The organism is Streptomyces sp. NPDC059248, from assembly GCF_042753905.1.
Taxonomy (GTDB): Bacteria; Actinomycetota; Actinomycetes; order Streptomycetales; family Streptomycetaceae; genus Streptomyces.
The window spans coordinates 1-26,643 of record NZ_JBHYZV010000090.1; the positions used below are offsets into that span (position 1 = coordinate 1).

The following is a 26,643-nucleotide window of genomic DNA, read 5'->3' on the forward strand; positions in this document are numbered from 1 at the left end:
GGCCCGGACTGATGTCCGGGCCCGGCCCTTCCGTACAGACTGCCGACGGTTACGCGCTCAGCGCGTCCCTGCCCGTCAGTTGTCGTCCTCGTCGATCAGGAAGCCGCGCATCGGCGACGGCGCCTGCTGCATCGGCTGCGGAGCCTGCGGGCGGACCGGAGCCATCGGCTGGGTCATCGCGGGCGCCATCTGCTGCTGACCACCGTACGAGGGACCGCCACCGCCCATCGGCGAGCCGCCCATCGAGGGGCCACCGCCCATGGAGTGCCCCATCGAAGGCGCTCCGGCGGAGGCCATCGAGGGCGCCGGCGGCAGCGAGGCGGCGGCCGGGGTACGCGGCGGGGCCAGGGAGTCGTCGGCCTGGGTCTCCAGCTGACGCAGCTGGCTCTCCAGGTACGACTTCAGCCGGGTACGGTACTCCCGCTCGAAGCCGCGCAGGTCCTCGACCTTGCGCTCCAGCGTGGCGCGGGCCGACTCCAGCGACCCCATCGCGACACGGTGCTTCTCCTGGGCGTCCCGCTCCAGCGCGTCGGCCTTGGCACGGGCGTCCCGCTCCAGACCCTCGGCACGCGAACGCGCCTCGCCCACGATCTTGTTGGCCTCGGCACGGGCCTCCGCGATCGCCTGGTCGGCGGTCTGCTGCGCCAGGGAGAGCACCCGGGCGGCGCTGTCGCCACCGGGACCGCCCTGACCGGGCATCTGCTGCGGGTGGCCGCCCATGGGGCCGCCCTGCATCTGACCGGGGCCACCCATCGGGCCGCCCTGCATGGGTCCGCCCTGCATGCCGCCCATCTGCGGACCGCCCATGGGGCCGCCCTGCATCTGACCGGGGCCGCCCTGCATCTGGCCCGGCACGCCCTGCATCTGACCGGGACCACCGTGACCCGGGCCGCCCTGCATCTGACCGGGACCACCGTGGCCACCGTGACCGGGGCCGCCCTGCATCTGCCCAGGGCCGCCCTGCATCTGGCCGGGGCCGCCGTGGCTGGGACCGGCCGGCAGCTGCGGTGCGCCGCCCGGCAGCTGGGGGGGACCCATCTGCTGCGGCTGCTGCTGCTGGACCGGGGGTCCGGATATGGCGGCGGGCACGGGTCCCTGGGGCCGCTGGTCCTGCTGCTCGGGACCGGGTCCCTTCCGCATGCCCTGCTGCTGGTTCTGCGCCGCCGCTCGGGTCGCCGCGGCCAGCTTGGCTCGCAGGTCCTCGTTCTCGCGGAGCAGGCGGGTCAGTTCGGATTCGACCTCGTCGAGAAAGGCATCGACCTCGTCCTCGTCATAGCCTTCTCGGAGCCGGACGGTCGTGAACTGCTTGTTCCGCACGTCCTCGGGGGTCAGCGGCATCTCTTCTTCACCTCTAGTAGTCGTCGGCAGTCGGCAAGACCGTATCGTCCACAGTTACCCCGTTCATCCCGCGAACCGTCCCACGACGGAGATCAGGATGTAGACGATGATCATCAGAACGAAGAAGGACAGATCGAGTGCCACGCCCCCGAAACGCAACGGCGGGATGAACCGCCGAAGAAGCTTGAGCGGTGGATCGGTGACAGTGTAGGTGGCCTCAAGGACGACCACCATCACCTTCCCGGGTTGCCATGAACGGGCGAACTGGAAGACGTAGTCCATGACCAATCGGAAGAACAGCACGACCAGGAAGCACACCAACGCGATGTAGACCACCTGTAGCGCAACACCCATGCCGTGCTTCCCTCTCCCCTGTGCTCTCTCGGTCCGGCCTCGTGGCCGGGAGTCCCGATGACACTCTTCTCAGCTCTGGTTGAAGAATCCGCCCTCTGCGATACGGGCCTTGTCCTCCGCCGTGACATCGACGTTAGCAGGCGACAGAAGGAAGACCTTCTGGGTCACCCGTTCAATACTCCCGTGGAGACCGAAGACGAGTCCGGCGGCAAAGTCGACAAGTCGCTTCGCGTCGGTGTCGTCCATCTCCGTCAGATTCATGATCACCGGAGTGCCCTCACGGAAGTGTTCCCCGATGGTACGGGCCTCGTTGTAGGTCCGCGGGTGCAACGTGGTGATGCGGTACGGCTCCCGCTCGGACACGACCTTGGGCATGATCACCGGTGCGTTCTTCTCCAGGCTCGGACGTTCTGGTGTGATGGATGCCACGGGGGCGATACGGGCCGGGCGCCCGCTGTCGACGGGCATGGCGGCCGCGATGTGCGCCACCGGCTCGCGCGGCGCGGGGGGTTGCGCCACCCGCACCGGCTCCTCCCGTTCCAGCTGGTGCGGGGGCTGGTGCCGCCGGTGGTCCCGCTCGGGCTCCGGCTCGGGTTCGAAGTCGTCGTCGGGGTCGAAGCCCCGGCCGTCGTACCCATCGTCCTCCACGAGGCCGAGGTAGACCGCCATCTTGCGCATCGCGCCGGCCATGCTCTGAGTCCTCCGCTCTGTGGTGGATCGCCTTGTTGCCGATGTCGCAGTGTCACCAAGTGTCCGCGATCCACGTGTCACACCCGCTTTTTGGCGGAAATGACCATATTTTCTGCTGTGGTCCGACTTGCTTCGCGACGTTACCCGAGCCGGGGACGGACTCCGAGTACCGCAGTGCCGACGCGCACATGTGTCGCACCGGCCGCCACGGCCTCCTCGAGGTCCGCGCTCATCCCCGCGGAGACCATGTTCGCAGCAGGATGCCCCGCGCGCAGGCGCGATGAGAATTCCCTCAACTGCTCGAAGGCCGCTCCCGGCCGTCCCGCGAAAGGCCCGGCCAGCGGCGCGACCGTCATCAGACCACCGAGCCGCAGTCCCGGCGCGGCCTCCACCGCGGCGGCCAACTCCTCGATCCCCCCGGGCGCGACACCGCCCCGCTCACCGCGGGCGGCCCCCTCCCCGGCGTCGAGGGCGACCTGGATCAGACAGCCGATCTCCCGTCCGGCCGCCTCCGCGGCGCCGGAGAGCGCTGTGACAAGTCTTACTCGGTCGACGGACTGCACCAGATCGGCATAACGCACCACCGAACGAACCTTATTGGTCTGCAACTGACCGACAAAGTGCCAGCTGAGATCGAGATCGGCACAGGCCTCGGCCTTGGGCGCGGCGTCCTGGTCGCGGTTCTCCGCCACATGGCGTACACCGAGTTCATGAAGGATCCGTACATCGGACGCGGGATACGTCTTGGTGACGACGATCAGCGTCACCTCTTCCCGCTTCCGCCCCGCGGCGGCGCAGGCGGCGGCGATACGTTCCTCCACCGCCGCCAGATTCGCGGCCAGTTCGGTCCGGCGCTCCGTCATGTCGTCTCCCTCCCGGGCCCGTCCGGCCGCTCGATCCAGACATATCCGGCGAGCCGCCCGGTGGTGCGGTCCCGGCGGTACGAAAAGTGGTCCGCGGACTCCAGGGTGCAGACGCCCGTGTCCTGACGGTCCACCACCCCGAGCCGGGCGAGCTGGGCGTGGACCGCGGCGGCGACGTCCACGGCCGGGGTGCCCCAGCTCGTGGTGGCCCGGGCGGCGGGTTCGACCGCGGCCACCTCGGTACGCATCGTCTCCGGCACCTCGTAACACCGGCCGCACACGGCCGGTCCGGTCCTGGCGGTGATCCGCTCCGGCCGGGCGCCGAGGGCGACCATCGCCTCGACCGCGGCGGGGACGACCCCGGCCACCATCCCGGGCCGGCCCGCGTGGGCGGCCCCGGCGACCCCGGCGACCGGGTCGGCGAGCAGGACCGGGACGCAGTCGGCGGTCAGCACGGCGAGCGCGAGCCCCGGGCGGGCGGTGACCACCGCGTCCACCGAGGGCACCGGGCCCTCGCCCCAGGGCCCGTCGACCACGGCGACGTCCCGGCCGTGGACCTGGTTCATCCAGACGACCCGGGCCGGGTCGAGTCCCAGCGACTTCGCGGCGATCGCCCGGTTGGCCGTCACGGCCGCCGGGTCGTCGCCGACCGCGCCGCCGAGGTTCAGCTCCTCGTACGGAACGGCGCTCACCCCGCCCCACCGGTCGGTGAAGGCGAAGCGCGCGCCGTTCTCGTGTATCGCGTCGTGCCCCACGGTCACTTCAGGAAGTCCGGCACGTCCAGCTCTTCGGCGGAGGTGTCGCTGTAGGAGCGGGTCGACGGCACCTGCGGCGCCGGGGCGGGGGACTCGGCCCTCACCGGCTCGGGGGCCGGGGGCTCGTCGCGGACCGGGACGGTGCCGAGGCCACCGGAGCGGGAGGGCGTCTCGGCCGGACGGGCCGCGGCCGGGGCGGGCTCGTCGCGCTTGGCGGCGGAGGAGCCGAGGACGGTGTCGCGCCGGGCGGGCGGCTGGCCGCCGTCGAAGCCGGCCGCGATCACGGTGACCCGGACCTCGTCGCCGAGCGCGTCGTCGATGACCGCGCCGAAGATGATGTTCGCCTCGGGGTGGGCGGCCTCGCTCACCAGCTGGGCCGCCTCGTTGATCTCGAAGAGACCGAGGTCGGAACCGCCGGAGATGGAGAGCAGCACCCCGCGGGCGCCGTCGATGGACGCCTCCAGCAGCGGCGACGAGATCGCCATCTCGGCGGCGGCCACCGCGCGGTCGTCGCCGCGGGCCGAGCCGATGCCCATGAGGGCCGATCCGGCCTCGGACATCACGGACTTGACGTCGGCGAAGTCGAGGTTGATCAGGCCGGGGGTGGTGATCAGATCGGTGATCCCCTGGACGCCGGAGAGCAGCACCTGGTCGGCGGACTTGAACGCGTCGAGCACGCTGACCTGGCGGTCCGAGATGGACAGCAGCCGGTCGTTGGGGATGACGATGAGGGTGTCGACCTCTTCGCGGAGTTCGGCGATGCCGTCCTCGGCCTGGTTGGCCCGGCGCCGGCCCTCGAAGGTGAAGGGACGGGTCACCACACCGATCGTCAGGGCGCCCAGGGAGCGGGCGATATTGGCGACGACGGGGGCGCCGCCGGTGCCGGTACCGCCGCCCTCGCCCGCGGTGACGAAGACCATGTCGGCCCCCTTGAGGACCTCCTCGATCTCCTCCCGGTGGTCCTCGGCGGCCTTGCGGCCGACGGCCGGGTTGGCGCCGGCGCCGAGCCCGCGGGTCAGTTCACGGCCGACGTCGAGCTTGACGTCGGCGTCGCTCATCAACAGCGCCTGTGCGTCGGTGTTGATCGCGATGAACTCGACGCCCTTGAGGCCGACCTCGATCATTCGGTTGATGGCATTGACACCACCGCCGCCGACACCGATGACCTTGATGACTGCGAGGTAGTTCTGCGGTGCTGCCACGTCGAAGGCCTCTCGCCTCGAAAATATGTGTTGCCGTGGTGCGGTCGCGCACCCCGGCGACGGATGCCGATGGGACGGTCCGGAGCGCCGACCCGAACCCTAACCTTGAAGTTTAGGGTTACCAGTGTGTCCGTTCCTTGGACTCTTCCGAACAGGACACTAAGTCGACACGTGGCGCGCGTTCAATGAACACGCCGAACGTCCCGTTTTTCTTTTCACCCTATGTGATCAGCCGTTGCGCGCACCACCCAGGGGGCGGGGCCTGCGCATATGTGCGTCAACTCCCCGACACGGCGGGGGCGGTGGGCGCGCTGACGTCGTAGCCGCGGGCCTTCGGCGCCGCCTTCATCAGGGCCGTCAGCGCCCGGGCTTTCTGTTCACCCTTTTCGGGGCTGCCCCAGACGACTCGCCGCCCCCCGGCGAGTTCGGCGGTGATGTCGTCATATGAACGGACCACCAGCGCACGGAGTTCGGCCGATACCTTCGGGGGCAGTTCGCGCCGGACCCGGACGGCCTCGGCGACGAGCCGGTCGGCACCGAACCGCCGCAGACTGGGCGATCCGGACGCGTCCAGGCGTAGCCGGGGTACGGCTCGGGGTGCCCGGTCGACGGTGGCGAACCGTACGCCGTCCTCGTCCACTTCGACGAAGCGCGCGCCCTGCTCCAGGACGAGGACGGGTCGTCGTTCGATGACGTCGAGGACGATCCCGCCGGGCCAGGAGCGGGAGACCTGGACCGAGTCGATCCGGGGCAGCCGGGACTCCAGCCGGGACTCGACCGCGTCGGTGTCGACGGATACCAGCGGTCCGCCGGTCGGCACCCGGGCCGCCTCGACGACCTGTTCGGAGGTCAGGACCCGGGTACCGGTGGCCTCGACGGTACGGACCCGGAACCAGGAGGAGCCGTAGAGCGCCCACAGCACTCCCCCGGCCAGGGTGAGCAGCGCGAGGGCGATCAGCAGGGTCCTGGGGCCGCCGGGGATCCGGGCCCGCCGGCCGCGCGGGCGCTCCGGCGGTCCCGTAGGCGGTGTGCGCACCCCGCGGTCCGCGGTGGTCGGTCCGGCCACGCTCCCCGTCTCCTTCCGGCTGGCTCCCAGCCCCGGCGGCGGCTCACCCCTGACGGCGGGCCGCGATCGCCTCGTACACCATGCCGACGAGGAGGTCGTCGGCGTCCCTGCGGCCGAACTCGGCGGCTGCACGGGACATCTCGTACAGCCGGTGCGGATCGGCCAGTACCGGGAGGACGTGGTCCTGGACCCACTGGGGCGTCAGTTCGGCGTCGTCCACCAGCAGTCCGCCGCCCGCCTTGACCACCGGCTGGGCGTTGAGCCGCTGTTCGCCGTTGCCGATGGGCAGCGGGACATAGGCGGCCGGGAGCCCGACGGCGGAGAGTTCGGCGACGGTCATCGCGCCCGCGCGGCAGAGCATCATGTCGGCCGCGGCGTACGCGAGGTCCATCCGGTCCACGTACGGTACCGGGATGTAGGGCGGCATTCCGGGCATGTTCTCGGCGCGCGGCAGTTCGTTCTTGGGCCCGACCGCGTGCAGGATCTGGATACCGGAGCGCTGAAGCAGCGGGGCGGCCTGCTGGACGACCTCGTTGAGCCGTCGCGCGCCCTGCGAGCCGCCCGAGACCAGCAGGGTGGGCAGCTGGGGGTCCAGCTGGAAGGCGGCGCGCGCCTCGGGGCGCACGCGGGCGCGGTCGAGGGTCGCGATGGAGTGCCGGAGCGGGATGCCGATATAGCGCGCGCCCCGGAGTTTGCTGTCCGGGGTGGAGACGCCGACTCCGGCCGCGTACCGGGAACCGATCTTGTTGGCGAGGCCGGGCCTGGCATTGGCCTCGTGGACGACGATGGGCACGCCGCGCCGCTTGGCCGCGAGATAGGCGGGCAGGGCGACATAACCACCGAAACCGACCACGCAGTCGGCCTTGGTGCGCTCCAGGACCTGCTCGGCGGCCTTGATGGTGCCGCGCAGCCGCCCCGGGACGGTGATCAGCTCCGGGGTCGGTTTGCGGGGCAGCGGTACGGCGGGGATGAGGGCCAGCTCGTAGCCGCGTTCCGGGACGAGCCTGGTCTCCAGGCCGCGTTCCGTGCCCAGTGCCGTGATGCCCACGGTCGGGTCCTGCCTGCGCAGGGCGTCCGCGAGGGCGAGCGCGGGCTCGATGTGGCCGGCGGTCCCCCCACCGGCGAGTACGACATGCACCGAAATTCACCGCTCTCCGGACGGACGCCTGGTGACGCGCCGTCTCATCGTCTTCCATCTCACGCCTGGCTTACGCACCGCCAGGGCCGACTTCGCCGCGGGCTCGGCCCGGGCGAAGGCGATCAGCAGCCCGATCGCGAACATGGTCGGCAGCAGGGCCGACCCTCCGTAGGAGAACAGCGGGAGCGGAACCCCGGCGATGGGCAGCAGCCCGAGCACCGCACCGATGTTGACCACGGCCTGCACCGTGATCCAGGTGGTCACCCCTCCCGCGGCGTACCTCACGAAGGGGTCCTCCGTGCGTCCGGCCACGCGGATACCCGCATAGCCTAGAGCCGCGAACAGGGCGAGTACCGACAGCGTCCCCGCGAGACCCAGCTCCTCACCGGCGATGGCGAAGATGAAATCGGTATGGGGCTCCGGCAGTTGTCCCCATTTTTCCACACTGGCTCCGAGGCCGGAACCGAACCATCCGCCGGAGGCCAGGGCGTAGATCCCGTGGACGGCCTGCCAGCACTGCCCCTGGGGGCCCAGATCGATGGCGCCGATGCACTCCAGCCGGGACATCCGGTTCTCGTTCGTCCGGATCAGCATCAGTCCCACCAGGGCGGAGACGCCGAGGACCCCGGCGAAGAGCCGGGTGGGGGCGCCCGCCAGCCAGAGCAGGCCGAAGAGGATCGCGGCGAGGATGATCGCCGTGCCCATGTCGCCGCCCAGCATGATCAGCCCCAGCAGCAGGAAGGTCACCGGTACCAGCGGTACCAGCATGTGCTTCCACTGGGCCAGCAGCCGCCGGTCGTGTTTGCGGGCGAGCAGATCGGCGCCCCAGAGGATGAGCGCCAGCTTGCCGAACTCACTCGGCTGGAGCTGGAACGAGCCGCCGAGGGAGAGCCAGTTCTGGTTGCCGCCGACCGAGACCCCTATCCCGGGGATCTGGACCAGCACCATCAGACAGACGGTGCCCATCAGCAGCGGATAGGCCAGGGCCCGGTGCAGCCGCAGGGGCGTACGGGAGGCCAGCAGCAGCAGCCCGGTGCCGATCAGGGCCGCCAGGAACTGCTTGCGGAAGAAGTAGGAGCCGGGGAGGGAGAGTTCCAGCGCCTTGATCATCGACGCGGAGTAGACCATCACCAGACCGAGCACGGTGATCAGCAGACTGCTGCCGAGGATCACGTAGTACGCGGTCAGGGGCCGGTCCCAGGCCCGGCGGGCCCGTTCGTACAGCCGTCGCGCCCCCCGGCCGCCCGACGGGGCCGGCGATCCCCCGGACCCGGAGGGGCCGCCCGCGCGGGGGACGCGCGGGACCGGGCCCGCGGGCCGGCCGGCACTCCCGGCACCGCGGGTACGACCGCGCGGCGCGCGGCCCGCGCCGCCCTCCCCGACCCGGGCCAGGGCCGGTACGGGCGCGTACCGCGGCCGCAACATGTCCAGCAGGCGCATCGGCGCTGTCCCCTCCAGTCGGGCCCGGTGCGCCGCCGTGCGCCCCGTTGGGCCGGGGCGCACGGTACACGCGCGGATCGGGCCGGTCAGGCGCGCTGGGCCGGGTCCGGCGCGGCGAGACCGCGGACCGCTTCCGCGAAGGACTCGCCCCGCTTGTTGTAGTTCACGAACATGTCCATCGAGGCACAGGCCGGGGCCAGCAGGACGGTGTCGCCCGGCCGGGCGAGCCGCTCCGCCTCACGGACCGCGGCCTCCATCGCCCCAGTGTCCGTCCGGTCGAGGTCCACGACCGGCACATCGGGGGCGTGTCGCGCGAGGGCTTCGGCGATCAGGGCCCGGTCGGCGCCGATCAGCACCGCGCCGCGCAGCCGCCCGGCGGCCCCCCGCACCAGGTCGTCGAAGGTGGCGCCCTTGGCGAGGCCGCCCGCGATCCACACGATGGTGTCGTAGGCCGCGAGGGACGCCTCGGCCGCGTGGGTGTTGGTCGCCTTGGAGTCGTCGATGTACGCGACCCCGTCGACGTCGGCCACCTTCTCGATCCGGTGCGGGTCGGGCCGGAAGGCCCGCAGTCCGTCGCGTACGGCGCTCGCCGGGACGCCGTAGGCGCGGGCCAGCGCCGCCGCCGCGAGGGCGTTGGCGATGTTGTGCGGCGCCGGGGGCTCCACATCGGTGATCTCGGCCAGCTCCTGGGCGTGCTCCCGCCGGTTCTCCACGAAGGCCCGGTCGACCAGGATGCCGTCGACGACGCCGAGCTGGGAGGGTCCCGGGGTGCCGAGCGTGAAGCCGACGGCCCGGCAGCCCTCGACCACATCGGCCTCGCGGACCAGGTCCTCGGTGGCCGGGTCGGCGGCGTTGTAGACGCAGGCGACCTCGTTGCCCTCGTAGATCCGGCCCTTGTCGGCGGCGTACGCCGCCATCGAGCCGTGCCAGTCGAGATGGTCGGGGGCCAGATTGAGGACCGCGGCCGAGTGGGCCCGCAGCGACGGCGCCCAGTGGAGCTGATAGCTGGACAGCTCGACGGCGAGGACGTCGTACGGCTCGTCGGCGAGGACGGCGTCCAGCAGCGATACGCCGATGTTGCCGACGGCCGCCGTGCGCAGTCCGGCCGCCTCCAGGATCGCCGCGAGCATCCGGACCGTGGTGGTCTTGCCGTTGGTCCCGGTGACGGCGAGCCAGGGCGCCGGGGCCCGGCCCGACGGGGTCTCCCGCAGCCGCCAGGCCAGTTCGACATCTCCCCAGATCTCCACACCGGCCGCCGCGGCGGCAGCGAAGAGGGGCTTGTCGGGGCGCCAGCCGGGGGCGGTGACGATCAGCTCGGTGCCGTCGGGGAGGGTGTCCCCGTCGCCGAGCCGGACCGTGATCCCCCCGGCCTCCAGCTCCTTGGCCTGGGCCGCGGCCCGCTCGTCGGCGCCGTCGTTGACGACCGTGACGAGCGCGCCGAGCCCGTGGAGGACCTTCGCGGCGGGGACTCCGGAGACCCCGAGCCCGGCGACGGTGACCCGCTTGCCCGCGAGCTCCTCACGCGTACTCACTTGTCCGCCGCCCAGCCCGCGTAGAAGAGACCGAGGCCGACGATCACGCACATGCCCTGGATGATCCAGAACCGGACCACCACAAGGACTTCGGACCACCCCTTGAGTTCGAAGTGGTGTTGCAGGGGGGCCATGCGGAAGACGCGTTTCCCGGTGAGCTTGAAGGAGCCGACCTGGATGACCACGGACATGGTGATCAGGACGAAGAGTCCGCCCAGGATGGCCAGCAGCAGCTCGGTACGGGAGCAGATCGCCAGACCGGCGAGCGCGCCGCCGAGGGCGAGGGATCCGGTGTCGCCCATGAAGATCTTGGCGGGCGAGGTGTTCCACCACAGGAAGCCGAAGCAGGAGCCCATCAGGGCCGCCGCCACCACGGCGAGGTCGAGCGGGTCGCGTACCTCGAAACACGCCTCGGGATTGGTCAGTGACGAGGCGTTGGCGCAGGACTCCTGGAACTGCCACAGACCGATGAAGGTGTAGGCGCCGAAGACCATCACCGACGCGCCGGTGGCCAGACCGTCCAGACCGTCCGTCAGATTCACGCCGTTGGACATGGCCAGGATCATGAAGAGCGCCCAGACCACGAAGAGCACCGGACCGATGGCCCAGCCGAAATCCGTGATGAAGGAGAGCTTCTCCGAAGCCGGGGCGTTGCCCCGGGCGTCCTTGAACTGGAGCGCCAGCACCGCGAAGGTGATGCCGACGATCAGCTGCCCGGCCATCTTCGCCTTGGCCCGCAGACCGAGCGACCGCTGCTTGACGATCTTGATGTAGTCGTCGAGGAACCCGACCACACCCATTCCGGCCATCAGGAACAGGACCAGCAGCCCGGAGTAGGTGACCTCGCCGCCGGTGAAGACCTTGGCGAGGGCGTACGCGATCAGGGTGGCCAGGATGAAGGAGATACCGCCCATGGTGGGCGTCCCCTTCTTGCTGCCGTGGCTGCGCGGTCCGTCGTCCCGGATGAACTGCCCGTACCCCTTGCGGGCCAGCAGCTTGATCAGCAGCGGCGTACCGATGAGCGACAGGAAGAGCCCGATGGCCCCCGCGAAGAGGATCTGCCTCATCGGCCGGCACCCCGCCCGCCCGCGGGCACTGCCGCGTCATCGATCAGCGTCTGCGCGAGCCGTTCCAGACCGGCCGATCTGGACGCCTTCACCAGCACGACGTCTCCTGGGCGCAATTCACTGCGCAACAGGTCGGCCGCCGCCTGTGCGTCGGACACGTGCACCGACTCCTCACCCCACGAACCCTCGTTATATGCGCCCAGTTGCAGCCAGGACGCTTCCCTGCCCCCGACTGCGACGAGCTTGCTGACGTTGAGCCGGACGGCGAGCCGTCCGACCGCGTCGTGCTCGGCGAGTGCATCGTCGCCGAGCTCCGCCATGAGACCGAGCACCGCCCACGTCCGTCCCCCCCGGCTCCGCGCGTCCTGGCCCATGGCGGCCAGTGCGCGCAGGGCGGCCCGCATGGACTCGGGGTTCGCGTTGTAGGCGTCGTTGACGATCGTCACACCGTCCGGACGCTCGGTGACCTCCATACGCCAGCGGGAGAGGGTGCCGGCCTCGGAGAGCGCGCTGGCGATCTCGTCGACGGGCATGCCCAGCTCATGGGCGACGGCGGCCGCGGCGAGCGCGTTCGACACGTGGTGCTCACCGTACAGCCGCATGGTCACTTCGCCGCACCCGGTGGGGGTGTGAAGCATGAAGGCGGGGCGACCTTGCCGGGTGAGCCGGACATTCTCGGCACGGACGGCGGCGGTCGGCGCCTCTCCGAAGTACACGACACGGGCTCGGGTCCTGGCCGCCATGTCCCGGACGAGGGGGTCGTCGGCGTTGAGGACGGCCACACCGTCCGCGGGCAGCGCCTCGACGATCTCCCCCTTGGCCTCGGCGATCCGCTCCCGGCCGCCGAACTCGCCGATATGGGCGGTCCCGACGTTGAGGACGACGGAGATCCGGGGCGGCACCAGTTCGGTCAGATAGCGGATGTCGCCGACATAGCGGGCGCCCATCTCCAGGACCAGGTGCTCGGTGGCGGTGTCGGCCCGCAACGCGGTCAGCGGCAGGCCGATCTCGTTGTTGAGGTTGCCCTCCGGGTAGACCGTGGGCCCCTTGCGGGTCAGCAGCTGCGCGATCAGGTCCTTGGTGCCGGTCTTGCCGACGGAGCCGGTGAGGGCGACGGTGGTGGCGCCGAGGCGTTCCACGACATGGCGGGCGAGGGCGCCCAGCGCCGCGGTGACGTCGGGGACGACGATCGCGGGCACCCCGACGGGGCGGGTGGCCAGGACGGCGGCGGCGCCGTCGGCGACGGCCCGCTCGGCGTAGTCGTGGCCGTCCGCGACGGCGCCCGCGAAGGCGGCGAAGAGGGCGCCGGGGACGACGGCCCGGGAGTCGGTGACGACGGGCCCGGTGACGGGCAGGTCCGGATCCGGTATGTCGTACGGCTGCCCGCCGACGACTGCGGCGATCTCGGCGAGGGAGAGGGTGATCACAGGGTCATCCCCGGGAGTTCTCGGGCGTGGTGGCGCGGATGGCGTCGGCGAGGACGCTGCGGTCGTCGAAGGGACGGACGACCCCGGCGATGTCCTGGCCCTGCTCATGGCCCTTTCCGGCCACGAGGACGGTGTCGCCGGGCTCGGCGCGGGCGACGGCGGCGGCGATGGCCGCGGCGCGGTCCTCCTCGACGAGGACGTGGCCGCGTTCATGGGCGGGCACGGAAGCGGCTCCGGTGAGCATGGTGGCGAGGATCGCCAGCGGGTCCTCGGAGCGGGGGTTGTCCGAGGTCAGGACGGCGGTGTCGGCGAGCCGCGCGGCGGCGGCGCCCATGGGTTCGCGTTTGGTGGTGTCGCGGTCCCCGCCGCAGCCGAGCACGATGTGCAGCCGGCCCTCGGTGACCTTCCGCAGGGACCGGAGGACCGATTCGACGGCGTCGGTCTTGTGGGCGTAGTCCACGACGGCCAGATACGGCTGGCCCGCGTCCACACGCTCCAGCCGGCCCGGGACGCCGGGGACGGCGGCGACGCCGTCGGCGGCGATCCGCGGGTCGATCCCGGCGGTGGCGAGGGCGACCACGGCGGCGAGGCTGTTGGCGACGTTGAAGGCGCCGGGCAGCGGTGACGCGGCGGCGATCCGCAGGCCGTCCGGGGCGACGATCGTGAAGGAGGAGCCCACGGAGCCCAGTTCGACGTCCTCGGCGCGCCAGTCGGCGTCCGGGTCGCCCTCGGCGGAGAAGGTGGTGACCGGGACGGCCGCCTCGGCGGCCAGCCTGCGGCCCCACTCGTCGTCGAGGTTGACCACGCCCAGGCGGCTGCGGGCGGGCGTGAAGAGCGCCGCCTTCGCCCGGTAGTAGTCCTCCATGTCGGTGTGGAACTCCATGTGCTCCGGGCTGAGGTTGTTGAAGACGGCGACGTCGAAGACGCAGCCGTCGACCCGGCCCAGCACGAGGGCGTGGCTGGAGACCTCCATGGCGACCGCTTCGACGCCGCGTTCGCGCATCACCGCGAAGAGCGCCTGGAGGTCGGTGGCCTCGGGCGTGGTCCGCTCGGACTTGACGCTCTCGCCGCCGATCCGGGTCTCGACCGTGCCGATCAGACCGGCGGGGCGGCCCGCGGCCCGCAGCCCGCCCTCGACGAGATAGACGGAGGTGGTCTTGCCGGAGGTGCCGGTGACCCCGATCTGGAGGAGTCCCTCACCCGGGTGTCCGTAGATCTCGGCGGCCAGGGCGCCCATCCGGGCGCGGGGGCCGTCCACGACCAGGGCGGGCAGGCCCGCCGCCGCGGCGCGCTCGGCGCCCGCCGGGTCGGTGAGGACGGCGACGGCGCCGAGCCGGGCGGCCTGGTCGGCGAAGTCGGCGCCGTGGACGCGGGCGCCGGGCAGGGCCGCGTACAGATCCCCGGGGCGTACCGCGCGGGAGTCGTGGGTGATGCCGGTGACCGGGACGGGGTCCTGGGTCGCCGGGGCGCTCACCCCCAGCAGGGCCGCCAGCTCCGCGAGGGGCGTCGGGCGGGGCCGGTCCGGACGGGGCGCTCCCGGCTGCGGCGGGGCGGCTGCGGACAGGGGGGTGGTTCCGTACTGATCAGGGTGGGGCACGGCGGTGAGCGTACCGGGCATGGTGCGCGCGGGGCCAAAAGAGGTCGGTCCGGGGCCGTGGTTCCCGGGGTCTGGGGTGATCGTCGTCACTGGTGGCACGGGGTTTTCCTCGGGGCTCGGGATTCCGGCGGCCGGTGGCGCCGGGGTCGGTCGGGTCAGTCGCCCGGCCGGAAAGTGACGGGCAGCCCGGCGGGCTCGTCACCGGTCGGCGGGACCTGGAGGGTCTTCAGGGCGAAGGTCATGACCTTCTGGTAGACGGGGCCGCAGATCTGGCCTCCGAAGTAGCTGCCCCTGGTGGGGTTCTGGATCGCGCAGTAGACGGTGACGCGGGGTTTGTCGGAGGGGGCGAATCCGGCGAAGGAGGAGGTGTAGCCGCGGTAGCGGCCGAGCTCCGGGTCGACCCGGTTGGCGGTGCCGGTCTTGCCCGCGACGCGGTAGCCGGGGATCCGGGCCTTGGTGCCGGTGCCCTCTTCGTCGCCGACGACGGACTCCAGCATCCGCGCCAGGGTCGTGGCCGTCTTCTCGCTCACGACCCGGGTCTTCCCGGGCGCGGGGGCGGCGGTGAAGCGCCCGTCGGGGCCCTTGGTGCCGCGGACGAGGGTGGGGTCGATCCGTACGCCTCCGTTGGCGACCGTCGAGTAGACGGATGCGGCCTGGAGGGCGTTGACGGAGAGTCCCTGGCCGAAGGGGATCGTGTACTGCTGGGAGGTGGACCAGTCGCCGGGCGCTGCGAGGATGCCGGGCGTCTCGCCCGGATAGCCGAGGCCGGTGGGCCGGCCGACGCCGAACTTCCGCAGATAGTCGTGGAGCACCCGGTTGGCCTCGGCCTGAGTCTTCCCGAGCTGCCCGGTGGCGAGGATGGTGCCGATGTTGCTGGATTTGGCGAGGACGCCGTTGAGCGTCAGATACCAGGTCGGGTGGTCGATGTCGTCCTTGAAGAGCCGGTCGCCGCGGTGCAGCCGGTTGGGCACCACGACATGGGTGTCGGGGGTCGCGGCACCCTCTTCCAGGACGGCGGCCATGGAGACGACCTTCGCGGTCGAGCCGGGTTCGAAGGCGTCCTGTACGGCGGCGTTGCCGAGTCCGGCGGCGTCGGCCTTGGTGAGGTCGTTGGGGTCGAAGCCGGGGGCGTTGGCCATGGCGAGGATCTCGCCGGTACGGGTGTCCTGCACGATCACATAGCCGCGGTCCGCCGCGGACTTCTCGACCTGGTCGCTAATCGCCTTCTGGGCCGCCCACTGGATGTCCCGGTCGATGGTCAGCTCGATGTCGGAGCCGGGGACCGCGGGGGTCTCGCGGGTACCGCCCGCGGTGGGCACCCGGCGGCCGCCGGACTGGGCGTAGGTGATCTCGCCGTCCTCCCCCGCGAGCTGCCGGTCGAGCATGGACTCGATCCCGCCGCCGCCGCGGCCCTCGGCGTTGACATAGCCCAGTATCCCGGCGGCGAGTTCGCCGTTCGGGTAGACCCGGCGGCTGCTGGGCTCCTGGAAGACGCCCGCCAGCACGCTGACGCCGGATCCGCCCTTCGTCTTGTCCTCGCGCGCCTTCTCGGCGAAGACGCCCTTCAGGTCCTTGATCTGGTTCCACACCTGGGGGGTCTGGCGCCGGGCCAGGACCGTATAGCGGGACTTGGGTGTCCTGAGCTTCTTCACCAGGTCGGGTACGGGGACCTTGAGGATCGGGGCGAGCAGCGCGGCGGCCTGCTCGGGCGCGTCGCCCGTCTTGCTCTCCTCGCGGGTGAACAGCTTCGGGTCGGCGGTGATGTCGTACGCGTCGACGCTGGTGGCCAGGGCGATCCCGGCCCGGTCGGTGATCTCGCCGCGCTCGGCGGCGAGCTTGACGCTGAGGTAGCGGCTCTTCTCGGCCTTGGCCGCGTACGCGTCGGCGTCCACGGCCTGGACCTGGAGGAGGCGGACCACGAAGGCCAGCATGACGAGGGTCAGTCCGAAGCCGACGAGCCGGAGCCGGGGGCGGGGGCTGCCGAGCCGCAGGGGGCGGTGGGCCTGCGGGCCGCGCGGTCCCCGGGGGCCGCCGGTCCGCCGGGGCGCGGGGCGGGCCTGCTGGGAGCGCGCGGGCCTCGGGGACGGGCCGGGGACCCGGTTCCGGGAGGGCGCGGCGTCCCGGTCGCGCGCGCCGTGGCGCGGGCGGGGTTCCTGGTGGGAGGGCACTGCGTCACCTGCCGGGGGGCGTCGGGGTCGGCTGCACGGAGGTGCCGGGCTGCGGCCGCTCGGGGGTGCCGGGCCGGGTGCTCGGGTCGGGGGTCTGCCCGGTGCCGGTGCCGGTTCCCGGGTCGGCCGGCCGGGTGGGTACGGCGGACGGGGCGGGGACGCCGGGTCCTGAGAGCGCGGCGGGCGGTTCGGGCGGGCCGGCCGGCGCGGGTCCTTCGGCGGACTGCGACGAGGCCGGGTCGGGCGGCGGGGCCGAGGCCCGCTCGGGCACGCCCTTCACCGTTCCGTCGGGTTCGACGAAGGCCGGGCCGCCGCCGGGGACCATACCGAGCTCCCGGGCCCGCCGTTCCAGCGCGTCGGGGGCCGAGCGGTCGTCCACGTCCCGCTGGAGGGCCTGCTGCTCGTCGGTGAGTTCGGTGGTCTTGCGTTTGAGTTCGCTCAGTTCGAACGAGCCCTCGTTGAGGGACGAGTTCAGCAGCAGCAGGGTGATCAGTCCGCCGCCGAGGAGGACCACGACGAGCAGGACGAAGGGGGTACGCGCCGCGGTGCTGGGACCTGCGGGCATGAGCCGGGCGAGTCTCGCCGCGCGTCCCCTGAGCTGTTTACCGGCTGTGCTCACCGAGTCCTCCCGCCTGCCGTGCTCCGTGTGTCACCGGACGGCCGTCGGCCGCCCGCGGGGATCGCCGGTACGGCGTGTTCGGCTAAGCGGGATCCCCGGTACGTACCGCCGCCCGGGCCCGGACGGCGGCCGTCCGGCACGGGGCCGTACAGGGTATGACTCACCGCGCGTCCTCACGGATGCGTTCCGCTCCCCTCAGACGCGCGGGTGCCGCACGGCGGTTCTCGGCCACCTCGTCCTCGGTCGGCAGCTCGGCGCCCCGGGTCAGCAGCCGAAGCCGCGGCTGGTACTCCTCGGGCACCACGGGCAGACCGGCCGGTGCCGTGGTGGCGGCGCCCGCCGCCAGCACCTGCTTGACCAGGCGGTCTTCCAGGGACTGGTACGACAGCACCGCGATCCGGCCGCCGACGGCGAGGGCCGCCACCGCGGCCGGGATCGCCCGCTCCAGCACGCTCAGCTCGCCGTTGACCTCGATCCGCAGCGCCTGGAAGGTCCGCTTGGCCGGATTGCCTCCGGTGCGCTTGGCGGCCTGGGGCAGTGCGTCGCGGATCAGCTGGACCAGCCGGGCGCTGGTGGTGAAGGGCTCCCGCTCCCGCTCCCGGACGACGGCGGAGACGATGCGCTTGGCCTGCTTCTCCTCGCCGTACATCCGCAGGATGCGGACCAGCTCGCCCGGCGCGTAGGTGTTGAGCACCTCGGCGGCGGAGATCCCGGTCGTCTGGTCCATCCGCATGTCGAGCGGGGCGTCCTGGGCGTAGGCGAAGCCGCGGTCGGCCTCGTCGAGCTGCATGGACGACACGCCGAGGTCGAAGAGGACTCCCTGGACCCGGGGGACGCCGAGCCGGTCGAGGACCTCGGGCAGTTCGTCGTAGACGGCGTGGACCAGGGTCGCCCGGTCGCCGAAGGGGGCGAGCCGCTCGGCGGAGAGCCGCAGGGCCTCCGGGTCGCGGTCGAGGGCGATCAGCCGGACGTCCGGGAAGCGGGTCAGCAGCGCCTCGCTGTGTCCGCCGAGACCGAGGGTGCAGTCGACGACGACGGGTCCGGGCAGGGCGGATCCGGGGACGGCGGGTCCGGGCGGGTCCGGCGCTTCGAGGGCGGGGGCCAACAGGTCCAGGCACCGCTGGAGCATCACCGGGACGTGTCGGGTATGGCTCAAGGGGCCCTCTCAGGTCCGGCGCGGGGCCGGCGCGACCGGCGAGCGGGAAGGAAGGCCGAGCCGTGCGCAGACCGCACACGCGGGGAAACGGTTCTGGATGCGGATGGAAGGGGAGACGCCGGGACAACAGGTGTACGTACGTCGGGGGACTGCGGGTCCGCCGCCGGTTCGCGGCCCGTCCGGAAACGGGCGGCGGGGCGGGTCGGCGGACTGCGCGTCACTCTAGTCCACGGCCCATCGCGGTCAATCAACCGGTGGACGGCGTGGCGCCGGGCGCGGGGCGCCGCCGGGCGCGCTCCCGGTTCACCCGCACGGGCGGCCGGGCGCCCCCGCTGTGGGTTACCTCACAACAAGCTCCGTTGATGTTCTTTGTCCCTTCCCACGACGCGCCGAGGGCCCGGCAGCCCGTTACCGTCGTCGATATGACGACTTCCGCGCACCCCGCCCCCGGCCCGGCCGATACCGGTACCACGGTCACCGACCGTCTCGTCCGGGCGAACGAGCGCTACGCCGCCGACTTCCAGGACCCCGGGATGGACGCCCGTCCCGTACTGGGAGTGGCGGTCGTCGCCTGTATGGACGCCCGGCTCGACCTGCACGCCGCGCTCGGTCTCGAACTGGGCGACTGCCACACCATCCGCAACGCGGGCGGGGTCGTCACCGACGACGTCATCCGCTCCCTGACCATCAGCCAGCGCGCTCTGGGCACCCGGAGCGTCATCCTCATCCACCACACGGGGTGCGGTCTCGAGTCGCTGACCGAGGACTTCCGGCACGAGCTGGAGGACGAGGTGGGGCAGCGTCCGCCGTGGGCGGTGGAGGCGTTCCGCGATGTCGACCAGGACGTCCGGCAGTCGATGCAGCGGGTGCGGACCTCGCCCTTCCTGCTGCACAAGGACGATGTGCGCGGGTTCGTCTTCGATGTGAGGAGCGGACTGCTGCGGGAGATCGAAGCCGCGCTGTAGCGGCGCGGTTCACCGGAGGGGCGCCCGGGATACCTCCCGCGCGCCCCTCCGGCCCGTCCGCCCCCGCGGGCTCGTCCACCCCTGCGGGCTCGTCCACCCCTCCCCGGCCGGCCCGTCCCCCCGTGCGACGGGGCGCGCGGAACCATTTCGCGGTGGAGAACGTGTGAGGGGTGTGCGTACGGCGCGTCGAACACGACGGGAAAAACCGGCCAACCCGGCAAATCCGATGCGGTTGTCCACAGGCGAGTGACACGACGCGCCGAGGGCAACAAGAATGCTGCTGTGACACCCCCCGCGGACAGGCCGGGGATCGGTGTCTGTTTCGGGGTGGGCCGGGCCGTTGTGTCCCCGGTCCGAGAACGGGCCGAGGAGGGCCGGGTGACGACCTATGACGATCGAGCAGGTCTCACGGATCTGACCACGACCGTGGACCGTATCCGCAGATCGGTGGAGAGCGTGATCGAGGGGAAGCCCGAGGTCGTACGGCTCTCCCTCACCGTGCTGCTGGCCGAGGGGCATCTGCTCATCGAGGACGTGCCGGGGGTGGGGAAGACCATGCTGTCGAAGGCGCTGGCGCGGTCGCTCGACTGCTCGGTGCGGCGGATCCAGTTCACGCCGGATCTGCTGCCGTCCGACATCACGGGTGTCTCCATATTCGACCAGCAGCAGCGCGACTTCGAGTTCAAACCGGGCGCGATCTTCGCCCAGTTCGTGATCGGCGACGAGATCAACCGGGCCTCGCCGAAGACGCAGTCCGCGCTGCTGGAGTCGATGGAGGAGCGCCAGGTCACCATCGACGGGGTGACCTACGAACTGCCCAGCCCCTTCATGGTGGTCGCCACACAGAACCCCGTGGAGATGGAGGGCACCTATCCCCTGCCGGAGGCGCAGCGCGACCGCTTCATGGCACGGGTGTCCATCGGCTATCCGAGCGCCGACGCCGAGCTGCGGATGCTGGGGAGCCACGGCGGGGTGTCCCCGCTGGAGGACCTCCAGCCGGTGGCCCACGCCCATGACGTGGTCAAGCTGATCGAGGCCGTGCGTCAGGTCCATGTCGCCGAATCCGTCCAGCGGTACGCGGTCGAACTGGTCTCCGCCACCCGGAGCCATCCGGATCTGCGGCTGGGCGCGTCCCCGCGGGCGACGCTGCATCTGCTGCGCGCCGCCAAGGCCGAGGCCGCGCTGAACGGCCGGGACTACGCGCTGCCGGACGACGTCCAGGCGCTGGTGGTGCAGGTGCTGGCGCACCGGCTGCTGCCGACGGCGCAGGCCCAGCTCAACCGCAGGACGGCCGAGCAGGTGGTGCTGGAGATCCTCCAGCGGACCCCGGTCCCGACGGCCGACGGCGCCCGGGCCGTCTACGGCTCGGCCGCGCGGTCCGCGCCGATCTACGGCCAGCGGCCCGGCGACCGGCGGTTGTGATGTCCGACGGGGCCCCCGTCGCGGGGGACGGCCGCGGGCCGGGCGACGACGGGCAGGGCCCCGGCCCGACGCCGGACGACCGGGGCAAAGGGGCGGTACGGATCGCCCTGGGCGGGCTCACCACCCGCGGCAGGTCCTTCGTCGCCGCCGGGGTGGCCGCGGGCGTCTGCGCCTATGTCCTGGGGCAGGAGGATCTGCTGCGGGTCGGACTGCTGCTCGCGGTGCTGCCGCTGATCGCCGCCGCCGTGCTCTACCGCACCCGGTACCGGGTCGCGGGCAGCCGCCGGCTCTCGCCGTCCCGGGTGGTGGCCGGGGAGGAGGCCCGGGTCCATCTGCGGATGGACAACGTGTCGCGGATGCCGACCGGGCTGCTGATGCTCCAGGACCATGTGCCGTACGTCCTGGGGCCCCGGCCCCGGTTCGTCCTGGACCGGATGGAGGCGGGCGGACGGCGCGAGGTGTCGTACCGTGTCCGCTCCGATCTGCGCGGACGCTATCCGCTCGGCCCGCTCCAGCTGAGGCTGACCGACCCGTTCGGCCTGTGCGAGCTGACCCGCTCCTTCAGCGCCTTCGATCTGCTGACGGTCGTCCCGCGCACGGAGGAACTGCCGGCCGTGCGGCTGGTGGGCGACGGCTCCGGCCACGGGGACGGGCGGCTGCGCTCCCTCGCGCTCGCCGGTGACGACGACCTCATCCCCCGGGCCTACCGGCACGGGGACGATCTGCGCCGGGTCCACTGGCGCTCCACGGCGCGCTTCGGCGAGCTGATGGTCCGCCGTGAGGAACAGCCCCGGCGGGCCCGCTGTACGGTCCTGCTCGACACCCGGGCCGTCGGCTATCAGGGGGCCGGTCCCGACTCGGCCTTCGAGTGGGCGGTCTCCGGCGCGGCGTCGGTGCTCACGCATCTGTCGGCCCAGGGGTTCGCGGTCCGGCTGATCACGGACGAGGGCGGGGCGGTCTCGGCCGACGCCGTGGCGTCCGGGTTCTCGGCGGCGGCCGGGGAGTCGGCCGACTCCGTCGGAGTGATGATGGATCTGCTCGCGGTCGTGGACCACTCCGACGCGGAGGGCTACGAGGCGGCGTACGAGGCGCTGCGCGACGGCGCCGGTACGGGCGTCGGCGCGAGCGAAGGGCTGCTGGTCGCCTTCGTCGGCGATCTCGACGAGGAGCAGGCGGCGCTGATGGCGCGGATGCGGCGGCGCAGCGCGACCGCCGTCGCCTTCGTCCTCGACAGTGAGGCCTGGATGGCGGGCGATCCCGGGGGCGGCGCGCCGGAGGAGCGGCTGAGGGTGCTGCGGGAGGCCGGCTGGACGGCGCTGGCGGTTCCGCCGGGCGCCCCGCTGGCCGGGCTGTGGCAGCGGGCCGGCCGGGAGCAGACCGGGCCGGGCGACACCCCGGGTCGTTTCGGGGCCGGGTCGGCCATGACGTCTGGGGGTCGGTGATGAGTGGTCGCGGACGGCTGGCGCTGTGCGCGTACGCCGCGACGCTGATGGCGGCGAGCGCGATGCTGCCGCTGCTGGACTCGCCGGGCTGGCTGGCGCAGGCGGCGTTCCTGCTGGCGGTCCAGAGCGGAGTGGGTGTGCTGGCGCGGCGGGCGCCACTGCCGTCGGCGCTGACGATCGGCGTCCAGGCGCTGACCGCGCTGGTGCTGCTGACGTTCGCATTCGCCCGCGAGCAGGCGCTGCTGGGAGTGCTGCCGGGGCCGCGGGTCGTGACCCGGTTCGGTGATCTGCTCGGCTCCGGGGGCCAGGACATCGAGCGGTACGCGATACCGGCGCCCGCCTCCGACGGCATCCAGCTGATGCTCGTCGGCGGAGTGCTGGTGATCGGTCTGATGGTGGACACGATCGCGGTCACGTTCCGCAGCGCCGCGCCCGCCGGGCTGCCGCTGCTCGCGTTGTACTCGGTGGCCGCCGGACTCTCCGGGGGCGCCGCCAGCGCCCTGTGGTTCGTGCTCGCCGCCGCCGGATATCTGCTGCTTCTGCTGGCGGAGAGCCGTGACCGGCTCTCCCGGTGGGGCCGGGTGTTCGCCGGGGTGCCGTCGGCGCCGCCGCGCGGGGCGGGTGCTTTCGGCCGGGACGGCGCCCCACGGGCCCCGGTCCGTACCGGTCGCAGGATCGGCGCGCTGGCCCTGGGGGTCGCCCTGGTCGTGCCCGCGGCGCTCCCGGCGTTCGACGGCGGGCTGCTCGACGGCCGTACCGGGGGCGACGACGGCTCGGGCGGCGGCACCATCAACGCGGTCAATCCGATGGTGTCCCTCCAGAACAGTCTCAACCAACCGGGCGAGCGGGAGTGGCTGCGCTACCAGACCGACGCGGCGGACACCGGCGGGCTGTATCTGCGGATGCTCGCCCTGGACCGGTTCGACGGATCGCGGTGGCTGACCTCGGAGCGCGAGGTCGAGTCCATCCCCGACGAGCTGCCGCGGCCGGAGGGGCTGAGTTCGTCGGTTCGGGCCGCGCAGGTCGAGACCCGCATCACCGCGTCGGTGACCTTCGAGGACAAGTGGCTGCCGATGCCGTATCCGGTGGCGGGGGTCGAGGTCGAGGGCCGGTGGCGGTTCGAGCCGAAGGGCCGGTCCCTGGTCGGGGACGGCGAGCAGACCACCCGGGGCATCGAGTACACGGTGCGCAGCCTGGCGGTCGAGCCCACGGCGGAGCAGCTGGCGACGGCGCCGCGCCCGTCCTCCGCGATCATCTCGGAGTACACCCGGCTGCCGTCGACGCTGCCGTCGGTCGTGGAGACCACGGCCCGTCAGATCACCGCGGGTGCCAAGAACGACTACGAGGCCGCGGTCCGTATCCAGGACTGGTTCACCACCACCGGCGGTTTCACCTACGACACGGATGTGAACTCGGGCAGCGGTCCGGGGGCCATCGCCCGCTTCCTGCGGGACAAGGAAGGGTTCTGCGTCCATTTCGCCGCCTCGATGGCGGCCATGGCCCGCACCCTGGGCATCCCGGCCCGGGTCGCGGTCGGCTTCACCCCGGGTACCCCGCGCGGCGGCGGGGTGATGTCGGTGAGCAACCGCAATGCCCACGCCTGGCCCGAGCTGTACTTCGAGGGGGTGGGCTGGACCCGGTTCGAGCCGACGCCGAGCATCGGCAGCGCTCCGGACTACACCCGGTCCCAGGCACCCTCCGACGACGACCCGGCGTCGCCGGCCCAGCCGGCGGAGACGGCCTCGCGGGCGCCCGCTCCGACGGTGTCGGCCGACGACTCCTGCCCGGCCGATCAGCGGCTGAGGGGGGAGTGCGGCAGCAGCGCGGCGGCCGAGGAGGTCGCCGCCACCGGTTCCGGCGGACCGCCGTGGCGCCTGTTGCTGATGGTGACGGCCGCCGTGGTGGTGGCGGCGCTGCCCCTGCTGCCGATGGTGTGGCGGGTCAGGACCAGGGCCGGGCGGTTGTCCTCCCGGGGCCGTACGGACGAGGACGCGGCTTCCAGGACGCTGCTGGCCTGGCGGGAGGTGGCCGATACGGCGTGGGACCACGGGATCGTGCCGGACGAGTCCCTCACGGCCCGCAGATCGGCGGTACGGATCGTGCTGCTGGGCCGTCTCGAAGGGGACGCCGCGGCGGCGGTGCACCGGGTCGCGGGCGCGGTGGAGCAGGTGCTCTACGCTCCGTCACCGCTCCCGGCGGTCGGTCTGGTGGACGATGTGGCACGGATCCGTGCCGGTCTGGCGGCGGGTTCGAGCCGTACGGAGCGGATCCGGGCCCGGTTGCTTCCGCGCTCCTCCGTCCGGGTGGTCTGGGCGCTGTCGGCGTGGTGGAACGCGCTCACCGGGCGGCTGGGCGATCGGTTCCGCTCCTGGTCGGGACGGCTTCCCGGCCTCCGGAGGCCCTCCCGCCAGCGCGGCTGACGGCTCCGTCCCGCGCACGTTCGAAGGGCCGTTCCCGCAGACGCGGGAGCGGCCCTTCCGGCTGCCGCGCGGGCCCCGGAGTGCGCCGGGGCCGGGATGCGGGGTGCGGGTGCTCGGGTGCGTACGGGGTGTGACAGCCGGGTGGCCGTAAGAGTCCGGGGCCGGGGGCCGGGGCGGGTCGCGGCAGGCGAAGACCCCGTCACCGCGGGGGACGGGGTCTCGGGAAAACTCCGCACCGGATCAGGGGGCCGGTACCGAGGGCACGGCCGACCGCACGGAGACGGTGCTGTTCGGACCGTGTTCACCGTTCGGGCGGAACGGATGTACTCAGTGGCCCTGCTCGTCGCGGCGGCGCTGCCACCGCTCCTCGATACGGTTCATCATCGACTTGCGCTGACGGGTCTGACGGGTGTGACGACGGGCACCTGTGCCGTCCGCCGCGTTACCCAGGGGTGGCTTCTCACCCGGCTTGGGCGCCTTGCGCCAGCCGGTCACCGCCAGAGCCGCACAGCCCAGCATGACGAGGAAACCCACCACGCTGATCCAGATCATCTGCTGTGCGACCATTCCGGCCATGAGGAGCGCGATACCCACCAGGAAGCCGGCAATCGCCTGGTAGACCCGTCGCCGGGTGTACGTACGCAGCCCGCTTCCCTCAAGCGCTGTCGCGAATTTGGGATCTTCGGCGTACAGCGCTCGCTCCATCTGCTCGAGCATTCGCTGCTCGTGCTCCGAGAGCGGCACGGAGTCCTCCTAGTCGTCGGCCGCGGGGGCGACCGTATGCGGCCCTTTCAGGATAGGCAGGGAATCGCCCCCGAGAAACCCGCCCTCTACGTCAGTACGGCACTTTGCTGGTTCGGGCCGCCACGGCGGCTCGGCTGCTGAGGCGTTGATTCCCCGACCTCCGATCCGTCATGCCGGATGATGTCCCTCGATCATACGGTGCGAACGACTCGTTCGGGGGGTCCGCGGCGTACTCCGTCTGCGGTTGCGTCGCTGATCAGCCCGGCTTCCGCGCCAGTACATGCAGCTGGGTGGCGACGGAGTGGAAGGCGGGCAGCTCGGCCGCGGCGGCCTCCAGGGCGAGCAGGGCGTCCAGAGCGCCGGGCTGGGTGTCCACCAGAACGCCCGGAACGAGGTCCGCGAAGACCCGCACGCCATGGACGGCGCCGGGCTCGGCACCGGCGCTCTCGGCGAGCCCGGCGAGCTGCTCGGCGGTGAACCGGCGGGGCACCGGGTCGCCCTCGCCCCAGCGCCCCGCGGGGTCGGTCAGGGCCCGGTGGGCCTCGGCGAAGTGCCCGGCGAGGGCACGGGCCAGCACGGCTCCGCCGAGTCCGGCGGCGAGCAGGCTGAGCGCGCCTCCGGAGCGCAGCGCGTCGACCGCGTTCCGTACTCCCTCGACCGGATCGTCCACGTACTCCAGGACCCCGTGGCAGAGCACCACGTCGTAGGCGCCGCGCTCGACGACGTCGAAGAGGCCGTGGACATCGCCCTGGACGCCCCCGACCCGCTCGGCGACCCCGGCCTCGGCGGCCCGGCGCTCCAGGGCGAACAGGGCGTTCGGGCTCGGGTCGACCACGGTGACCCGGTGGCCCAGCTGGGCGAGGGGCACGGCGAAGGCACCGCTGCCGCCGCCGGTGTCGAGCACGTCGAGCACGGACGATCCGGTGGCCTCGGCCCGGCGGTCGATGGCGTCCTTCAGCACCTCCCACACGACGGAGGTGCGGAGGGAGGCGCGGGGCGGTCGCGGCGGGTTCTCCCCACGGAGGGCCTGGTCCGGCACGGCAGTTGACTCCTCGGGCGGTTCCGGCCCGGTCGCTGGGGTGCGGCCGGGCGAGCTGCGGACGGTGCGCGGACGGCTGACGGCGGCCGCGCCGGTGTTCGTCCGGCGGACGACGAACCCCACCTTATGGCCTCGGACCAGCCGCACCCCGACCAGGCGCCGGGGTCGCCCCGCGGGGGGGCGTCGGGGAGACACCGGG

22 protein-coding genes are annotated in these 26,643 nt (G+C 72.5%); 4 read left to right on the forward strand and 18 right to left on the reverse strand.

Annotation, left to right across the window (positions count from 1 at the left end; all coding sequences use genetic code 11):
- Positions 1-75: 75 nt before the first annotated feature.
- The 16 genes from ACFXG1_RS28465 to rsmH form a co-directional block, all read right to left on the reverse strand.
- Positions 76-1,338, reverse strand: coding sequence for a DivIVA domain-containing protein (locus ACFXG1_RS28465; RefSeq protein ID WP_384720932.1), 1,263 nt, complete (start codon positions 1,336-1,338; stop codon positions 76-78).
- 63 nt (positions 1,339-1,401) lie between these two features.
- Positions 1,402-1,692, reverse strand: a complete 291-nt coding sequence (locus ACFXG1_RS28470; RefSeq protein WP_358823764.1) for a YggT family protein — start codon at positions 1,690-1,692, stop codon at positions 1,402-1,404.
- 69 nt (positions 1,693-1,761) lie between these two features.
- Positions 1,762-2,382 carry a cell division protein SepF gene (locus ACFXG1_RS28475; RefSeq protein ID WP_384720928.1) on the reverse strand — a complete coding sequence of 207 codons (621 nt, stop codon included), beginning with the start codon at positions 2,380-2,382 and terminating at the stop codon, positions 1,762-1,764.
- Positions 2,383-2,522: 140 nt separating this feature from the next.
- Positions 2,523-3,245, reverse strand: a complete 723-nt coding sequence (locus tag ACFXG1_RS28480; protein WP_384720925.1) for a YggS family pyridoxal phosphate-dependent enzyme — start codon at positions 3,243-3,245, stop codon at positions 2,523-2,525.
- Positions 3,242-4,006, reverse strand: a complete 765-nt coding sequence (pgeF, locus tag ACFXG1_RS28485; protein ID WP_384745130.1) for a peptidoglycan editing factor PgeF — start codon at positions 4,004-4,006, stop codon at positions 3,242-3,244. Before pgeF ends, ACFXG1_RS28480 begins: the two co-directional genes overlap by 4 nt.
- Positions 4,003-5,202, reverse strand: coding sequence for a cell division protein FtsZ (gene ftsZ, locus ACFXG1_RS28490; RefSeq protein ID WP_384718958.1), 1,200 nt, complete (start codon positions 5,200-5,202; stop codon positions 4,003-4,005). The genes pgeF and ftsZ overlap by 4 nt, the downstream gene beginning before the upstream one ends.
- 277 nt (positions 5,203-5,479) lie before the next feature.
- Entirely contained in the window at positions 5,480-6,268 is a 789-nt protein-coding gene (locus tag ACFXG1_RS28495; protein WP_384718956.1) for a cell division protein FtsQ/DivIB, read from the reverse strand.
- A gap of 43 nt (positions 6,269-6,311) precedes the next feature.
- A complete protein-coding gene (murG, locus tag ACFXG1_RS28500) occupies positions 6,312-7,406 on the reverse strand; it encodes an undecaprenyldiphospho-muramoylpentapeptide beta-N-acetylglucosaminyltransferase (protein WP_384718954.1) in 1,095 nt (364 codons plus the stop codon).
- A gap of 6 nt (positions 7,407-7,412) precedes the next feature.
- The gene (gene ftsW / locus ACFXG1_RS28505; protein ID WP_384745133.1) at positions 7,413-8,846 is read right to left on the reverse strand and encodes a putative lipid II flippase FtsW; all 1,434 of its coding nucleotides are present in this window, start codon (positions 8,844-8,846) and stop codon (positions 7,413-7,415) included.
- A gap of 86 nt (positions 8,847-8,932) precedes the next feature.
- Positions 8,933-10,378 carry a UDP-N-acetylmuramoyl-L-alanine--D-glutamate ligase gene (gene murD / locus ACFXG1_RS28510; RefSeq protein ID WP_384745135.1) on the reverse strand — a complete coding sequence of 482 codons (1,446 nt, stop codon included), beginning with the start codon at positions 10,376-10,378 and terminating at the stop codon, positions 8,933-8,935.
- Positions 10,375-11,445 (reverse strand): phospho-N-acetylmuramoyl-pentapeptide-transferase, encoded by a 1,071-nt coding sequence (gene mraY, locus ACFXG1_RS28515; RefSeq protein WP_384720884.1) that lies wholly within the window; start codon positions 11,443-11,445, stop codon positions 10,375-10,377. The genes murD and mraY overlap by 4 nt, the downstream gene beginning before the upstream one ends.
- Positions 11,442-12,872: a UDP-N-acetylmuramoyl-tripeptide--D-alanyl-D-alanine ligase gene (gene murF, locus ACFXG1_RS28520; RefSeq protein ID WP_384745137.1), complete on the reverse strand. Its 1,431-nt coding sequence runs from the start codon at positions 12,870-12,872 to the stop codon at positions 11,442-11,444. The genes mraY and murF overlap by 4 nt, the downstream gene beginning before the upstream one ends.
- Positions 12,873-12,876: 4 nt before the next feature.
- Positions 12,877-14,559: a UDP-N-acetylmuramoyl-L-alanyl-D-glutamate--2,6-diaminopimelate ligase gene (locus tag ACFXG1_RS28525; protein ID WP_384745143.1), complete on the reverse strand. Its 1,683-nt coding sequence runs from the start codon at positions 14,557-14,559 to the stop codon at positions 12,877-12,879.
- A gap of 65 nt (positions 14,560-14,624) precedes the next feature.
- Complete coding sequence (locus tag ACFXG1_RS28530; RefSeq protein WP_384709598.1) at positions 14,625-16,400, reverse strand: peptidoglycan D,D-transpeptidase FtsI family protein; 1,776 nt, start codon at positions 16,398-16,400, stop codon at positions 14,625-14,627.
- Positions 16,401-16,641: 241 nt separating this feature from the next.
- Complete coding sequence (locus tag ACFXG1_RS28535; RefSeq protein WP_384709576.1) at positions 16,642-17,256, reverse strand: cell division protein FtsL; 615 nt, start codon at positions 17,254-17,256, stop codon at positions 16,642-16,644.
- Between the two features lie 160 nt (positions 17,257-17,416).
- On the reverse strand, positions 17,417-18,412 hold the full coding sequence (gene rsmH / locus ACFXG1_RS28540) for a 16S rRNA (cytosine(1402)-N(4))-methyltransferase RsmH (RefSeq protein WP_384709580.1): 996 nt from the start codon (positions 18,410-18,412) through the stop codon (positions 17,417-17,419).
- Between the two features lie 422 nt (positions 18,413-18,834).
- Between rsmH and ACFXG1_RS28545 the strand changes: the two genes are divergently transcribed.
- The 4 genes from ACFXG1_RS28545 (at position 18,835) to ACFXG1_RS28560 (ending at position 24,661) form a co-directional block, all read left to right on the forward strand.
- On the forward strand, positions 18,835-19,377 hold the full coding sequence (locus tag ACFXG1_RS28545) for a beta-class carbonic anhydrase (protein WP_384709583.1): 543 nt from the start codon (positions 18,835-18,837) through the stop codon (positions 19,375-19,377).
- A 378-nt stretch (positions 19,378-19,755) separates the two neighbouring features.
- Complete coding sequence (locus ACFXG1_RS28550) at positions 19,756-20,799, forward strand: AAA family ATPase (protein ID WP_384709586.1); 1,044 nt, start codon at positions 19,756-19,758, stop codon at positions 20,797-20,799.
- On the forward strand, positions 20,799-22,241 hold the full coding sequence (locus ACFXG1_RS28555; protein ID WP_384709589.1) for a DUF58 domain-containing protein: 1,443 nt from the start codon (positions 20,799-20,801) through the stop codon (positions 22,239-22,241). Before ACFXG1_RS28550 ends, ACFXG1_RS28555 begins: the two co-directional genes overlap by 1 nt.
- Positions 22,241-24,661, forward strand: coding sequence for a DUF3488 and DUF4129 domain-containing transglutaminase family protein (locus ACFXG1_RS28560; RefSeq protein ID WP_384745141.1), 2,421 nt, complete (start codon positions 22,241-22,243; stop codon positions 24,659-24,661). Before ACFXG1_RS28555 ends, ACFXG1_RS28560 begins: the two co-directional genes overlap by 1 nt.
- A 327-nt stretch (positions 24,662-24,988) precedes the next feature.
- Here ACFXG1_RS28560 and ACFXG1_RS28565 read toward each other — a convergent pair whose 3' ends face one another.
- Both ACFXG1_RS28565 and ACFXG1_RS28570 read right to left on the reverse strand, forming a co-directional pair.
- A complete protein-coding gene (locus tag ACFXG1_RS28565) occupies positions 24,989-25,405 on the reverse strand; it encodes a DUF3040 domain-containing protein (protein WP_384709595.1) in 417 nt (138 codons plus the stop codon).
- Positions 25,406-25,661: 256 nt separating this feature from the next.
- A complete protein-coding gene (locus ACFXG1_RS28570; protein ID WP_384709601.1) occupies positions 25,662-26,444 on the reverse strand; it encodes a class I SAM-dependent methyltransferase in 783 nt (260 codons plus the stop codon).
- Positions 26,445-26,643: the final 199 nt, after the last annotated feature.

Bases quoted from the DNA above. Each gene is read 5' to 3' on its own strand.
- ACFXG1_RS28465 (WP_384720932.1), bottom strand. From the start codon at position 1,338: ATGCCGCTGACCCCCGAGGACGTGCGGAACAAGCAGTTCACGACCGTC.
- ACFXG1_RS28470 (WP_358823764.1), bottom strand. From the start codon at position 1,692: ATGGGTGTTGCGCTACAGGTGGTCTACATCGCGTTGGTGTGCTTCCTG.
- ACFXG1_RS28475 (WP_384720928.1), bottom strand. From the start codon at position 2,382: ATGGCCGGCGCGATGCGCAAGATGGCGGTCTACCTCGGCCTCGTGGAG.
- ACFXG1_RS28480 (WP_384720925.1), bottom strand. From the start codon at position 3,245: ATGACGGAGCGCCGGACCGAACTGGCCGCGAATCTGGCGGCGGTGGAG.
- ftsW (WP_384745133.1), bottom strand. From the start codon at position 8,846: ATGCGCCTGCTGGACATGTTGCGGCCGCGGTACGCGCCCGTACCGGCC.
- mraY (WP_384720884.1), bottom strand. From the start codon at position 11,445: ATGAGGCAGATCCTCTTCGCGGGGGCCATCGGGCTCTTCCTGTCGCTC.
- ACFXG1_RS28530 (WP_384709598.1), bottom strand. From the start codon at position 16,400: ATGCTGGCCTTCGTGGTCCGCCTCCTCCAGGTCCAGGCCGTGGACGCC.
- ACFXG1_RS28545 (WP_384709583.1), top strand. From the start codon at position 18,835: ATGACGACTTCCGCGCACCCCGCCCCCGGCCCGGCCGATACCGGTACC.
- ACFXG1_RS28555 (WP_384709589.1), top strand. From the start codon at position 20,799: ATGTCCGACGGGGCCCCCGTCGCGGGGGACGGCCGCGGGCCGGGCGAC.
- ACFXG1_RS28560 (WP_384745141.1), top strand. From the start codon at position 22,241: ATGAGTGGTCGCGGACGGCTGGCGCTGTGCGCGTACGCCGCGACGCTG.